Below are 13,700 nucleotides of genomic sequence, written 5' to 3' on the forward strand. Positions count from 1 at the left end.
TTTCCTAATAATAATCGTACAAGTATCATACACCCAATAGAAATTGCTAGAAAAGTAAAATGTCTAAGAATATTTTGTTACTTCAGCTACATATTTTGAATGTGTGGAAAAATTGCCAAGAAATACATTGCTTGATAAAATATAATCATAATTTTCTGAATTTTAAGAAGTTTAATAGTTTCCCATTCTTGTTTATTCAGTAATAATAAAATGAATGTATGGAGGGCTTATAATGACGAAGTTTATGACAGATATTCTTGAAGACTATGCAGGGCAGCAACCAAATGCAATTGCAACATTGTATGATGGAAAGGCATTAAGTTATCATGATTTTTATCAACGTGTAGAAAGATTTGCGGCTTACTTGCAGGAACAAGATTTTGAAAAAGATGATGTGATTGCCCTATATACGCTCAATTCAGATTTATTTTTAATCGCTTATTTAGGTGTCCAATTAGCTGGATTTATTGTGATGCCTATTAACACTAAATTAGCTGCTCCTGAGGTCGATTTTATTTTTAATCATTCACAAGCAAGGGGCTTAATTTTTGATGAAAGATTAACAGAGGTATTAGAGGACGTTTCCTATTCATTCCAACATACCATCGGATTTCAAGAAATGAAAAACATAATTGAGCATGATAATCATGCTAGAAAAATTATGCAATTAGAGGCTGACGATACGGCAGTGGTCATGTATACGTCAGGAACAACAGGTAAACCCAAAGGCGTCATGCTAACGCATCAGAATATCGTGGCTACAGCAGATATTTGGTCGTCTTCTATGAATATGTCGAGCAAGGACAAAATGTTTATTTGTACGCCTTTGTTCCATTGTGCAGGTCTTCATGTATTTGCTATGCCTATGTTTTATCAAGGAGGAACGGTGGTCATTGAAGAAGCATTTTCACCAACTAAAACGTTAGCTCAAATTGTAGCTACTAAAACGACAATTTTCTTTGGTGTTCCATCTATGTATACGATCATATTAAATACTCCAGGCTTCAAGGAACATAGCTTTAAGCATTTACGTTTATTATGTTACGGGGCTGCCCCAATGCCTTATGAGCTTGTAAAGCAAGTGAAAGAAGCATTTCCAAATGTAAAGGTTCAAAATCTTTATGGTCAAACTGAAAATTCACCTGCAGCTACCTCTCTATTAGATACAGATGCATTGACGAAAATTGGCTCAGTGGGAAAACCATTAGCACAGACAGAGGTTTGTGTAGTTGATAGTGAAGGAAAGACCGTTCCAGCTGGAGAGGTGGGCGAAATTTGCGTAAGAGGTCCACAAGTAATGAAGGGCTATTTGCGCAATCCAGAGGAAACAGCAAGAGCGATTAGGGATGGCTGGCTGTACTCAGGCGATTTAGGACGCTTTGATAAGGAAGGCTATTTATATATTGTAGATCGAAAAAAAGATATGATTATTCGCGGTGGAGAAAATATTTACCCAATCGAAATAGAAGAAGTTCTATATCAAATGCCAGAAATTTTAGAAGCAGCAGTGGTTGGATTGCCACATGAAGTATATGGAGAAGTACCAAAAGCATTTGTGGTGTTAAAGGAGGGGAAGTCTCTTGATGAAAATTCGATACTATCCTATTGTCAAACACGACTTGCCAAATATAAAGTACCTTATGAAATTGAATTTTTAATAGAATTACCACGTAATGCCTCTGGGAAGGTACTAAAACATACGTTACGACCGAAAGTAACAACGATTTAAGACAGTTCAATTAACCTTTGGCATAATTGCTATCCAGATTTTTGGAGTTTACTCGCAAAAGAGTCTTGTGAAACTCGCTATTAGTACAAAATATAGTTATTAAATCAAGATAAAATAGGAACGGCTATGAAAGTATCGTATAATAGAGTCTACGACAAATGGAATAATGAGTATGGCGAAGGGGGCTGCTCTTCGCCTTAGAATAGGAGCGGAATTTGTCTTGTGGACGGGGTATAAACGCCTTTTACTTATTGGCATTTTGATTATTATGTTACTTTCAGGCTGTCAGCCATTTTCTCAGCAAGATGCTGAACAAAAAAATCAATTAACGGTTTTAACAGTAGAATTTAATAGCGGGGCACCTATTCCAAATCTCTTCCTTACGGTTACAGATGTACAAACAGGTGATGTAGTGGAAGAAGCGATTGGTTCAGAAGAGGGAGAAGCTATCTTTTCGAAGCTAAAGGCAGGGAGAGAATATGCAATTGCGGCAACGACACTTGAAAATAGTACGACAAATAATGGGTATACAACAATCGAGAATTTCACTTACGATACAACTAAGCCCTATTATCGATTGCAAACACACTTTTTAAGAGACGATCAGGAGTTAGATGTCCCTGTTGTCATGCAAAATCCTGAGCTGCCACATGGCTGTGAAATTACTTCACTTACAGCCGTATTAAATTATTTTGGAATGAATGTGTCAAAACTCGAAATGACTGACAAGTATTTACCAAAGCAAGAAATACGAACTGTAGGCAATCAACGTTTTGGACCAAATCCCAATGAAGCTTTTGCAGGTAACCCTCGTGATAAAGCTCGAGGCATGTATGTTTTTGCTGCTCCAATTGTCAAAGCGGCTGAGGCAGTTATTACAGATAAACAAGCTGACCTACATGTCAAAAATATGAGTAACGCCTCACAGGATGATATTTTACAGCTTGTGCGTGAAGGTATTCCTGTCGTGACATGGGTAACACTAGATCTATCGAAGCCTAAACGAAAAGCAGAAAGAGGCTGGATTTATACAGGGGAAACGACTCCACATGATGCTTTTATGAACTTACATGCAGTCGTCTTAACGGGACATTTAGGTGATAAGGTAGTCGTAATGGATCCTTTAAAAGGGTATGTGACTTACAATGTCGATCAATTTTTCAAAAGTTATCAGGAATTAGGCAAACAAGCTGTAGCTGTTCATAAATAAGCTATAAATCATTAGTATGTTACACTAATAAAAAAGTAAAAGTGAGTTGAGTAGAATGGCCATTGAGCACGTTTTTTTACCTGTTTTACTTGGAGATGAAATGAATGCTTATGGCATGGCCAGAGCATTTTACGAAGCCTATGGTGTGAAGCCACTTGCACTAAACCATACGAATATGGAAAAAATTCAACAAAGTGATTTATGGACTTTTCGTGAGATACCGCGACTTCATATCGAAGAAAGGTTTGTGACCGCTTTAAAAGCTATTGCGGAGGAGTTCCAAGACAAAAAATTACTGTTATTAGCCTGTGATGAATTTTATGTCAAAAAAATCGTTGAACATAAAGAGGAGTTAGCAGAGAATTTTCTAGTTCCTTATGTAGACGCCCCACTTGCGCATCAACTTTTAACTCGTGAAAGTATGTATGAACTATGCGCACAATTTGGTTTTCAATACCCTGCCACACATGTATGCACGGTGAATGATTATGAAGACTACGACATGCCATTTGATTATCCAATTGTCATTAAGCCGATGAATATGACAAAATATGCTACATGCATTTTTCCTGGTAAGAAAAAAGTATATATTGCATATGATAAGGATGAAAAGGACAGTATATTACGTGCTATCTATAAGGAATCAGCATATCGTGATGATTTGATGATTCAACAATATATTCCTGGAGAAGATGCTAACATGCGGGTTGTTAATGCATATATAGGACAAGATGGGAAGGCAAAACTTCTTGCCGTAGGAAACCCTATTTTAGAAGAGCATTCTCCAAAAGGGATAGGACGTTATGTAGCGATTATGACAACCTATCATCAGGAATTAATGGATAATGTTAAGTCCTTTCTCGAAGCGATACAATTCCATGGCTTTGCCACATTTGATATGAAATATGATGATCGTGACGGTCAATATAAATTGTTGAGTATTGAATTACATAATGAACTTTCCAATTATTATGTGACGGCCAGTGGCTTTAATTTAATGCAGTATGTAGCGGACGATTATGTTCGAGGAAGTAAACAACAACTAACATATTTGAAGAACAAGCATCTTTGGACAATCGTACCGAATGGTGTGCTGTTCAAATATGTTCAAAATGAACAACTAGTAATGGAGGCGAAAAGTTTAATTCGACAAGGGATGGCTACAGATTCTATTTTTAACTATAAGGATATGAATGCAAAACGTTGGTTGAATGTCACGCTTGATAATTTAAGCTTCTATCGCAGCTATAAGAAATATTTTAATAACAAAGGTCTGTCTAACACATGAAAAAACAAACTTTAGGTATTATTGGTGGCGTTGGTCCACTTGCAACAATGTTTATAGGAGAAATGATTGTAAGGCGTACAAAGGCACAAAAAGATCAGGACCATTTACATACCATTATTGATAATGATACAAATATTCCTGACCGTACGGCTTATATTTTAGATAATACAAAGGAGAATCCGGTACCAGTCATTATTGAGGATGCAAAAAAACTAGCTTCGGTAGGAGCACACATAATTGCGATCCCTTGTAATACGGCGCATACGTTTTATCAAGAAATTGAAGAGGGTTCTCCTATACCTGTCTTGCATATGATTCGCGAAACAGCGAAGCGTGCTGCTGATTTAGGAGCAAAGCGAGTAGGTATTTTAGCAACAACAGGCACGTTAACATCACGGATGTATCAGGAAGCACTTGAGCAGTTTGGTATTACACCAGTTGTTCCAGATAATGAAATGAGATCCTATGTGATGTCAATCATTTATGATTATGTCAAGGCTGGGAAGGATGTTACGCTAGAAGACTGGCAACCGATAGAAGAGGCGATGCTAGCATTAAATTGTGATCGAATTGTATTAGGTTGTACAGAGCTTTCTATTGTTAATAGAGATTTGAAGCTAAGTGACATTTATATTGATTCATTAATCGTTTTAGCGGAATGTGCCATTTTAGCTTGTGGTTATGAATTAATCGATTAGTTGAATTGAAAAGAATCTGCTTGCTTTTCACGGGTAAGCTACAATTCTTGAAAGAGTTGTGGACAGGCTTACTTTTCCGTGTTGAGTGAAGCAGATTTTTTATGAAAGGAAGCAATGTTTTCTTGAAACGATTAGATAATTGCTTACGTACATATAAAGTAGGAACCTACGGAGTGTGTTAAACTAGTGTCAAGTAGATAGAAGGTGGGAAATAACATGTCAGTCATTAATTTATTAAAAGAAGAACTACAAGCAAAATGGAACTTTGAAACACCCATGAAAATTCAAGATGAAATGATACCAGCTATGCTTGAAGGCAAAGATATTGTCGCGGAATCACCTACAGGATCAGGTAAAACGTTAGCATATGTCTTACCATTATTAAATAAAGTGAATGGGGCAAAAAAGCAAACGCAAGGACTGATCGTAGCTCCCTCGCAAGAGCTTGCTATGCAAATCGTAGAAGTTATACGTGAGTGGACGGCTGGAACAGACATTACTGTTCAACAGCTGATTGGTGGTGCCAATTCTGCTCGTCAAATTGAAAAGTTGAAGAAAAAGCCAACGATTGTTGTTGGCACACCTGGTCGTTTAAACGAATTAGCACGAGCAGGAAAATTAAAACTCAAAGAAGTCGAAACAGTTATTTTAGATGAATGTGATCAATTACTAAGTCGTGAATACCGTGTTGTTATCAAATCCTTTATCGAAGGTTCTGCCTATGGCCGACAAGTTGTTGTTGTGTCGGCTACGATTACAGAGGAAATTGAATTAGTGGCGAGTCGTATGATGTTTGAGCCACTGCGTTTTAAAATTAAGCCTGAGGACATGTTAAAGGTTGGTAAAGTTGTCCATTCTTTTGTGAAGGTAGAAGAACGTGATAAAACGGATTTCCTCCGCCGACTTTCCCATACAGAGGGTTTAAGAGCGTTGGCTTTTGTTAATAATATCGATCAATTATTAATGAAGGAAACAAAACTACAATACCGTTCAGCACCGATTGTCACGCTCCACTCTGATATGAAGAAAGAAGAACGGAAAAAAGCGTTAGATGCATTCCGTAAAGGAGACGCACGTATTTTAATTGCAACAGATATTGCAGCTCGTGGTTTAGATATTGCTGGTTTAACACATGTTATTCATGTTGATGTCCCACGAACAATTGAACAGTATTTGCATCGTTCTGGTCGTACTGGGCGTGCTGGAGCAGATGGTGAAGTATTAACCTTATTATCTTATCGTGATGAAAAAACCTATAAAAAATGGACAAGGGAAATTCCAGGCAAGCCTGTGCAAAAAATATGGCATGATGGCGAGCTGATTGAGGGTAATTCTAAAACAATTGGACAGAAGCGAGGGAAATAGTATGACATTTGAAGAGAAATTACAGGCATATGCAGAGCTTGCAGTAAAAGTTGGTGTGAACATCCAACCAGGTCAGTACTTATTAGTCAATACATCTGTGGATGCTTTAGATTTTGCCCGTTTAGTTGTAAAAGAGGCTTATAAGGCTGGAGCAGGCCGTGTTCATGTAAATTTTTCCGATGATGAATTGGATCGTGCTTATTTTGAGCATGCTTCCGATGAGGAATTTAATCGCTTCCCTGAATGGGTTGTGAAAATGCGTGATGAACTGATTGAACGTAAAGGAGCTCTTTTATGGATTGATGCAGCAGATCCTGATAAGCTAACAGGAATTCCAGCAGACAGACTAGCAACACATCAAAAAGTATCAGGGGCAGCATTGAAAAACTATCGCAATGCAGTCATGAAGGATTTAATTGCTTGGTCCATTGTAGCAGTTCCTGCAGCTAAATGGGCAGCAAAGGTTTTCCCTCAATTAACAGAGGAGCAGCAAGTACCTGCATTATGGGAAGCTATCTTTAAAACGGTTCATATTGGAGAAGGCAATGCAGTTGATAATTGGCGTCAGCATGTAGCTAATTTAGAATCTCGTGCACAGCTTTTAAATAATAAAAAGTATGCAAAGCTTCACTATACAGCACCTGGTACAGATTTAACAATCGCTTTAGCACCACAACATAAATGGCTAACTGGTGGTAGTAAAACACCAGAAGATAATGTCTTTGTGGCCAATATGCCAACAGAAGAAGTTTATACACTGCCAATGAAACAAGGTGTAAACGGTTATGTTAGTAATACGAAGCCATTAGTCTATCAGGGCAATATCATCGATGGCTTTAAATTAACATTTGAAGAGGGCAAAATTATTCAGGCAGAGGCTGAAGTAGGACATGATTTATTGCAAGAGCTTATTCAAGTGGATGAAGGCTCGAGCTACTTAGGTGAAGTAGCACTTGTCCCACACGAGTCACCAATTTCAGCTTCGGAGATTTTATATTTCAATACGCTGTTTGATGAAAATGCTTCAAACCATTTAGCTATTGGTGAGGCATATCCGACTTGCTTAGAGGGTGGTAGAGACCTAGAAAACGGTCAACTTGAAGCATTGGGTGCCAATATTTCTGTGACACACGAAGACTTCATGATTGGCAGTGGTGAAATGGACATCGATGGTATTTTACCAGATGGTACGGTTGAGCCAATTTTCCGCAAGGGTAGCTGGGCTTTTTAATTTTTAGTCAATAAGAAAAGAGGGAAGCAGATGAAACGATTATGTAGCTTGCTAGGTATGACAGTATTATTCATGACAATTTGGGTTTCATCTGCTTTTGCTCAAAAAGAAACCTATGTGGCTATTGGCGATTCCTTAGCAGCAGGTCAAACACCCTACAAAGAAATTGATGTAGGGTATAGTGATTTGATTGCCATGAAATTAAGTTCCATTGGTCAATTATCATTTTATACAAAAGAACTTGCTTTTCCTGGCTTTACTACTGCAGATGTATTAGAACGAATACGATCTGAGGAAGCGCAAAATTTATTAGCAAATGCGACACTTATTACAATTTCGGCAGGGGCTAATGATTTATTACGTCTTGTCCAGGTAAACCCACATGCAGGGACCTTAGCTTTTTCACAGCTTCAGGCAGATTACGCTTTAAATTTGACTAGAAAAAATATGATATCGATTTTGGATGAATTAGAAGAACGTGCGCCTAAAGCAAAAATCTATGTCATAGGGTATTATTTTGCGTATCCAACAGTTCATCCGACGCAAAAAGAAGGAACAAACACCCAGTTAGTTAGATTAAATACGATTTTACAACAACAAGCAGAGCAAGCTGGCGCAGCTTATATAAATGTCTATGATGCCTTTGGATTGAATGCAACCAACTACTTACCAAATAGTGCCGATGTTCATCCAAATATTGAAGGCTATCGACAAATGGCTAACTCATTTTTACAGATTTATAGTGGGAGAGATGCTTTAAACATCTCTTCAGCAGAATTGCCAGAGCCAAATCCCAAATCATTTGAGGAAATCCTAAAGCAACAATCATCAGCGAAGCCTCGGAAGCAAAATGTGGCACAACATCAATCTCCTCGTATGACTTACGTAATTCAGGGATTCCCAGGATATAAGGCATTTATCAAATACATCTAAATAATCGATATCTAAGGCATCTTACCTATTAAGATGCTTTTTTCTATGAAAACCAATTTTGGCTAGAACTACTAAACCTTTAGTGTGCACTAGATGGGGAATAGTCATGCTAAAATATAGAGAAGACTAGGAGGTACTAGAATGAAAATATTTCATACAGCAGATTGGCATTTAGGAAAGCTTGTTCAAGGTGTCTATATGACAGAAGATCAACATTATATTCTTCAACAATTTATACAAGCGATAGATGAGGAAAAACCAGATGTAATTATCATCGCAGGTGATTTATATGACCGTTCGATGCCTCCTATTGAGGCAGTTAATTTACTAAATGATGTATTAGCGAAAATAGTATTAGAAAAGAAGATTCCTGTTCTAGCAGTGGCGGGAAATCATGATAGTGCAGGTCGTTTAAATTTTGGTAGTCGTTTAATGCGTGATAGTGGTTTATATATTAAGGGCCAATTTACAAAAAATCATGCACCTATTGCTTTGAATGATCAACATGGAGAAGTACATTTTCATTTAGTGCCCTATACGGAGCCAGCTGCTATTCGCAACATCTTTGAAGATGAGTCAATCCGTTCTCATCAAGACGCCATGCGAAAAATTATTGAGCATATCACAGAAGACATGGACACAAGTAAGCGTCATGTTTTTGTTGGACATGCTTTTGTGACGAAGTATGGTGAGGAGGAAGCAAATACTAGTGATTCCGAGCGACCACTTTCCATTGGAGGCTCAGATTGTGTGAATGCAGCTTTATTCAAACCTTTTCACTATACGGCTCTTGGGCACTTACATAAGGCACATTTTGTTTTAAACGAAACTATACGTTATGCCGGCTCTATCTTAAAATACTCGTTATCTGAGCATTTACATGAGAAAGGTTTTTTAATCATCGAATTAGACGAGCAAGGTAACACCACAGTAAGTAAAAGAAAGCTTGTGCCAAGAAGAGATCTACGAGTAGTAGAAGGTCAATTAGAGGAGTTATTAACGCTCACACCAAGTGAGGATTATGTATTTGTTAGATTGACGGATAAACTATCTGTGACTTCACCAATGGAACGTATTCGTAGTGTATTTCCGCACGCTATGCATGTGGAGCGGAAGGTACTAAGACAAGATATGCCACGTGAACTACAAGTAGTAGAAGCTGAAAAACTAGAGGATATTGATTTATTCCGTTCATTCTTCACTGATATTATTGGCATTCAGCCTGATGAAGATACGGAACGCCTATTCACAGAGATGTTACAGGAGTTATTAGATGAGGAGCGAGAGACTGTAAAATGAAGCCATTAAAGTTAACAATTACTGCGTTTGGTCCATATAAAGACACGGAAGTAATTGATTTTCAAGAGCTAGGGGAGCATCGATTGTTTGCCATTTCTGGAAAAACTGGTGCAGGTAAAACAACCATTTTCGATGCTATTTGCTATGCTCTTTACGGATCAGGTAGTGGGGAGGATCGACAGGATACAGCTTTACTAAGAAGCGGTTTTGCACATGATGAAGTTTATACAGCTGTAGAACTCGTCTTTGAAATGCATGGAAAAGTCTATCAAATAGTACGACAGCCAGGTCATATTAAAGAAAAAAATAAAACGGTTACTGGAAAGAAAGTAGAGTTAGCAGAAGTAAAAGAGGGAAAGCTGGATTATAGCATTGTAGAGAAACAGCAAACGCTTGAAGTCGATAAGAAATTGCAGGAAATTATAGGTCTCACAAAAGATCAATTTAGCCAAATTGTCATGTTACCTCAAGGTGAATTTAGAAAACTATTAACCTCTGATTCAACAAATAAAGAAGTAATTTTACGGAAAATCTTTAAAACAGATCGTTTCGGTGTCATGGCAAAAAAGCTTGATGCCAAGCGTAAAGAAGCAGAAAGGGATCTTGAACGTGCCAAACAATTAAAAGAACATTTACTTGGTCAAATTGTGGGCGCCTTACCACAGCGTTCTTCCGCTTTATTCACATTGATTGCTGATAATACGGAAAATTTACATCAACTAACAGAGGCACTTGATGAGGAGCTTAGCTACTATAAGAAATGTGGAGAAGATGAACAGTCATACTATGAAGAAGCATATAGCCTTCATCAAAAAGAGCAGGAATATTATCGCTTAGCAAAAACGCTAAATGAGCAATTTGATGAACAAGCTACTCGACAGCAACGGCTGCAAATGCTTTTACAACAGCAGGATTTATACCAAGCAAAGGAGAAGGAGATTGCTTTAGCAGAACAAGCAGAGCGACTTGTGCTACTAGAACAACAATGCAAGGATTTACGTGCTGAACTGAATGTAAAAGAACTAGCTTTTCAACAAGCAAAGGTTAAGCAACAGCAGTCACAAGAAAAGTTGCAAGACGCACAAGAAAAATATGAGATAGAGCAGGCTAAAGAATCTGAACGACAGCAAGTCTTACAGCAGGAAATGCATATGCTAGCGCTATTGCCGAAATTTGAAGCCTATGAAAACAATATACAGCAGCTGCAAATAGCGGAGCAATATGCTGAAAATGCAAAACGAGCAGTAAATGATAACCTCAAACTTTTGGAAAATGAACAAGAGCAATTCCAGCATTTTTCTCGATCGTTAGAAGGCTATGAAAAACTGGTTGAACCCTATGAAAGCTATTTAGAGCAATTACCGAAACTACGGGAACAAGTTGCTTTAATCAAGCAAGCGGAGAAATATAAATATGCCGTAGAGTTAGCTAAGCAGGATGTAGTTGCTTCAGACAGTCTCTATCAAGATAGTAAAGAGGCTCTTCAACTTTTGCAGCAACGGTGGCTGACGAGTCAAGCTAGTATTTTAGCAGAACAGCTGAAGGAAGGAGAAGCCTGTCCTGTTTGTGGTAGTATGACACATCAGAAAGCGCACAATGAACAACTGGAAGTTATTGAGCTTGCTCAAGTGGAAGCATTAAGAGCGAAGGCATCATCAGACGAGCGTAAGTATTTAGAGAAAGAGGCATTTTTAGCATCAGCGCAGCAACTTCTTCAAGATACATGGCAACAACTTGAGGCACAGCATATTAAACAAGAAGACCAATCACAGATCACCGCTACTTTACATGAAGTGGAACAAGAGATTGCTGCATTAAAAATTATTCAACATCAATTAGCTGATGTGCGATTGAAAATAAAGCATCAGCATGAGCGAATAGAACAGCTACGAAATAAACATATGAAGCTAGAGCAATATTTAGCAGAGCAGATAAAAGAATGGACAAAATTACAAGCGGTTGTAGACGAACAACTTAAGCAGATGCCTCCTAATTTACCAACTTTACAGCAATTAAAGCAACAACTGAATGAAGTTAGCAAACAGAAAGAAGAGCTTCAAAAAAGTTGGCAAGTGAGTCAGGAAAATTTGCATGCAGCAAAGGAAACAGCTAGCAATGCAACACTAACTGTAGAAATTGCCAAACAGTCCTTTGAGGAATTACAGCTTAAAATGAATGAAAAGCTTCAGCAATTTACAGCAAATATGCAAGAATTAGGTTTCGAAAGCTATGAGGCTTATGCTACTGCTAAACGGAGTGCCATACAATTAGATGCACTTCGAAAAGCATGCAGTGACTATGCTTTACAAGTACACACGTTGCAAATCCAGATTACCGAAGGGGCTACCTATCTTCAAGGGAAAGAGAAGCAAGATTTAGAGGCGCTTGAAGCAAGAGTAGAACAGCATCGAATTTCCTATGAGGAAGCATTTAAACGTTTGCAACAGATGAATGGCTTTATACAAGCATGCCAAGGCTTTAGTGAAAGGGTGGAAGAAATAGCGAAAGAGCTTCATTTACTTGAACAAGAAGCAGGGCGAGTAAAGGAGCTCTATGGATTATTAAATGGACAAAACTCGAAAAAGCTATCCTTTGAGCGGTATATACAAATTAACTACTTAGATCAAATTACAGAAGCTGCCAATATACGTCTGTATCATTTATCAAACGGTCAATTCGAGCTTAGACGTTCAGATAGATTAGAAAAGCATGCGAAGCAAAGTGGCCTTGGTCTTGATGTTTATGATGCTTATACGGATCAATTACGAGATGTCAAAACTTTATCAGGTGGCGAAAAATTTAATGCTTCATTGAGCCTTGCATTGGGGATGGCAGATGTGATTCAAAGCTTCCAAGGTAATATTCATATTGAAACGATGTTTATTGATGAGGGCTTTGGCTCACTCGATGAGGAATCACTAAATAAAGCAATTGATACATTAATTGATTTACAGGATTCTGGTCGTATGATTGGCGTTATTTCTCATGTGCCTGAATTGAAATCTGCGATGCCAGCAGTTTTACACGTGGAAAAAACATTGAATGGCCATAGTCAAACCCATTTTGAAGTGAAATAAAACGAAGGCGTATAGGAATACGCCTTCGTTTTATTTTTTTCGAGTGGTGGTATTAGGTGTTGTGCCCTTTTTTGCAGCCATTACTTTTTTTACGATAGGAATAACAATAGGTGCTAACTTGACGGCAGTTTTTACAACGTTTGATACTTTCATCCCAAAACAGCTCCTTTTACAATTACTACTACCTGTTTCACTTAAAAATAAAACATTAACGGATAACACGAACAGCCTGAATTATATTCCAAATCACAATACCTAGTGAGACGAGAGCATAGATGGCGAATGAAGCAAACCAAATAATCATCACCGTCTTGTTATTGGAGGTTGGATCTAAACTAAATGTGGAAAAAACAAAGACAATAAAGAATAGAATGCCAAAAACAAAAGGTATTAAATGAGAGACAAGTGCACGAATCGAATGGCTTTTTACATCACTGTCTTTTGTCACAAAATATACAATTAATGGAACGATAAAAGGGGCGAAGAAAATACTAAGATAACTAAAGGCAGCTAAAATTTTTTGATTCTCCATAGTTGTACCTCCTTTTTAAATATTTACGCATGAAAAACAGCAAAGTTTCAAAAAAATGATGTATGGAAGGTTGTAATCCTTCAATCCTTTGCGTACAATGAGATTGTTCAAATAAATTCAGATGTAACGACCACAAGGGGAGCTGATGATGTCAGCTGAGACTGGGCACGTAATGCCTTGACTCTTCGAACCTGTAAGTTAACGCTTGCGTAGGGATGTGGATAGAAACCGACACTTGTACGATGTGAGGCTCTGTCCTGACATCGTTTTTTCGTCCTTAAAGGAAAAAAGGTGTCAGAAAGAGACATATCAGCGCTTTTCTATTCCTGCTCTTGTAT

11 protein-coding genes and 1 riboswitch are annotated in these 13,700 nt (G+C 37.9%); of the genes, 9 read left to right on the plus strand and 2 right to left on the minus strand.

The window, feature by feature from the left end; genetic code table 11:
- Window positions 1–232 precede the first annotated feature (232 nt).
- From RCJ95_RS18605 to RCJ95_RS18645, 9 genes are all read left to right on the plus strand, one after another.
- The gene (locus tag RCJ95_RS18605) at window positions 233–1,729 is read left to right on the plus strand and encodes a class I adenylate-forming enzyme family protein (protein WP_337976723.1); all 1,497 of its coding nucleotides are present in this window, start codon (window positions 233–235) and stop codon (window positions 1,727–1,729) included.
- Between the two features lie 172 nt (window positions 1,730–1,901).
- Window positions 1,902–2,939, plus strand: coding sequence for a C39 family peptidase (locus RCJ95_RS18610; RefSeq protein ID WP_255601704.1), 1,038 nt, complete (start codon window positions 1,902–1,904; stop codon window positions 2,937–2,939).
- Window positions 2,940–2,994: 55 nt separating this feature from the next.
- Window positions 2,995–4,227 carry a carboxylate--amine ligase gene (locus RCJ95_RS18615; RefSeq protein WP_004225618.1) on the plus strand — a complete coding sequence of 411 codons (1,233 nt, stop codon included), beginning with the start codon at window positions 2,995–2,997 and terminating at the stop codon, window positions 4,225–4,227.
- A complete protein-coding gene (locus RCJ95_RS18620) occupies window positions 4,224–4,925 on the plus strand; it encodes an aspartate/glutamate racemase family protein (RefSeq protein ID WP_004225616.1) in 702 nt (233 codons plus the stop codon). The genes RCJ95_RS18615 and RCJ95_RS18620 overlap by 4 nt, the downstream gene beginning before the upstream one ends.
- 216 nt (window positions 4,926–5,141) lie before the next feature.
- Entirely contained in the window at window positions 5,142–6,290 is a 1,149-nt protein-coding gene (locus RCJ95_RS18625) for a DEAD/DEAH box helicase (protein ID WP_004225614.1), read from the plus strand.
- A gap of 1 nt (window position 6,291) precedes the next feature.
- Window positions 6,292–7,521, plus strand: coding sequence for an aminopeptidase (locus tag RCJ95_RS18630; protein ID WP_446722619.1), 1,230 nt, complete (start codon window positions 6,292–6,294; stop codon window positions 7,519–7,521).
- Window positions 7,522–7,551: 30 nt separating this feature from the next.
- Window positions 7,552–8,454 carry an SGNH/GDSL hydrolase family protein gene (locus tag RCJ95_RS18635; protein ID WP_446722620.1) on the plus strand — a complete coding sequence of 301 codons (903 nt, stop codon included), beginning with the start codon at window positions 7,552–7,554 and terminating at the stop codon, window positions 8,452–8,454.
- A 141-nt stretch (window positions 8,455–8,595) separates the two neighbouring features.
- Window positions 8,596–9,753 carry an exonuclease SbcCD subunit D gene (locus RCJ95_RS18640; protein ID WP_312129508.1) on the plus strand — a complete coding sequence of 386 codons (1,158 nt, stop codon included), beginning with the start codon at window positions 8,596–8,598 and terminating at the stop codon, window positions 9,751–9,753.
- The gene (locus RCJ95_RS18645) at window positions 9,750–12,830 is read left to right on the plus strand and encodes an AAA family ATPase (RefSeq protein ID WP_446722621.1); all 3,081 of its coding nucleotides are present in this window, start codon (window positions 9,750–9,752) and stop codon (window positions 12,828–12,830) included. The genes RCJ95_RS18640 and RCJ95_RS18645 overlap by 4 nt, the downstream gene beginning before the upstream one ends.
- 30 nt (window positions 12,831–12,860) lie before the next feature.
- Here RCJ95_RS18645 and RCJ95_RS18650 read toward each other — a convergent pair whose 3' ends face one another.
- Window positions 12,861–12,983: a hypothetical protein gene (locus tag RCJ95_RS18650; RefSeq protein ID WP_255601705.1), complete on the minus strand. Its 123-nt coding sequence runs from the start codon at window positions 12,981–12,983 to the stop codon at window positions 12,861–12,863.
- Window positions 12,984–13,038: 55 nt separating this feature from the next.
- Window positions 13,039–13,362, minus strand: a complete 324-nt coding sequence (locus RCJ95_RS18655; RefSeq protein ID WP_009371560.1) for a DUF4870 domain-containing protein — start codon at window positions 13,360–13,362, stop codon at window positions 13,039–13,041.
- Between the two features lie 125 nt (window positions 13,363–13,487).
- Window positions 13,488–13,595, plus strand: a riboswitch (TPP riboswitch).
- Window positions 13,596–13,700 lie beyond the last annotated feature (105 nt).

Source organism: Lysinibacillus sp. BSL11 (genome assembly GCF_052928325.1).

What these genes read in the sequence shown, in the direction of transcription:
- RCJ95_RS18605 (WP_337976723.1), top strand. Translation starts at nt 233, where the DNA reads ATGACGAAGTTTATGACAGATATTCTTGAAGACTATGCAGGGCAGCAA.
- RCJ95_RS18610 (WP_255601704.1), top strand. Translation starts at nt 1,902, where the DNA reads ATGGCGAAGGGGGCTGCTCTTCGCCTTAGAATAGGAGCGGAATTTGTC.
- RCJ95_RS18650 (WP_255601705.1), bottom strand. Translation starts at nt 12,983, where the DNA reads ATGAAAGTATCAAACGTTGTAAAAACTGCCGTCAAGTTAGCACCTATT.
- RCJ95_RS18625 (WP_004225614.1), top strand. Translation starts at nt 5,142, where the DNA reads ATGTCAGTCATTAATTTATTAAAAGAAGAACTACAAGCAAAATGGAAC.
- RCJ95_RS18635 (WP_446722620.1), top strand. Translation starts at nt 7,552, where the DNA reads ATGAAACGATTATGTAGCTTGCTAGGTATGACAGTATTATTCATGACA.
- RCJ95_RS18615 (WP_004225618.1), top strand. Translation starts at nt 2,995, where the DNA reads ATGGCCATTGAGCACGTTTTTTTACCTGTTTTACTTGGAGATGAAATG.
- RCJ95_RS18640 (WP_312129508.1), top strand. Translation starts at nt 8,596, where the DNA reads ATGAAAATATTTCATACAGCAGATTGGCATTTAGGAAAGCTTGTTCAA.
- RCJ95_RS18620 (WP_004225616.1), top strand. Translation starts at nt 4,224, where the DNA reads ATGAAAAAACAAACTTTAGGTATTATTGGTGGCGTTGGTCCACTTGCA.
- RCJ95_RS18655 (WP_009371560.1), bottom strand. Translation starts at nt 13,362, where the DNA reads ATGGAGAATCAAAAAATTTTAGCTGCCTTTAGTTATCTTAGTATTTTC.
- RCJ95_RS18645 (WP_446722621.1), top strand. Translation starts at nt 9,750, where the DNA reads ATGAAGCCATTAAAGTTAACAATTACTGCGTTTGGTCCATATAAAGAC.
- RCJ95_RS18630 (WP_446722619.1), top strand. Translation starts at nt 6,292, where the DNA reads ATGACATTTGAAGAGAAATTACAGGCATATGCAGAGCTTGCAGTAAAA.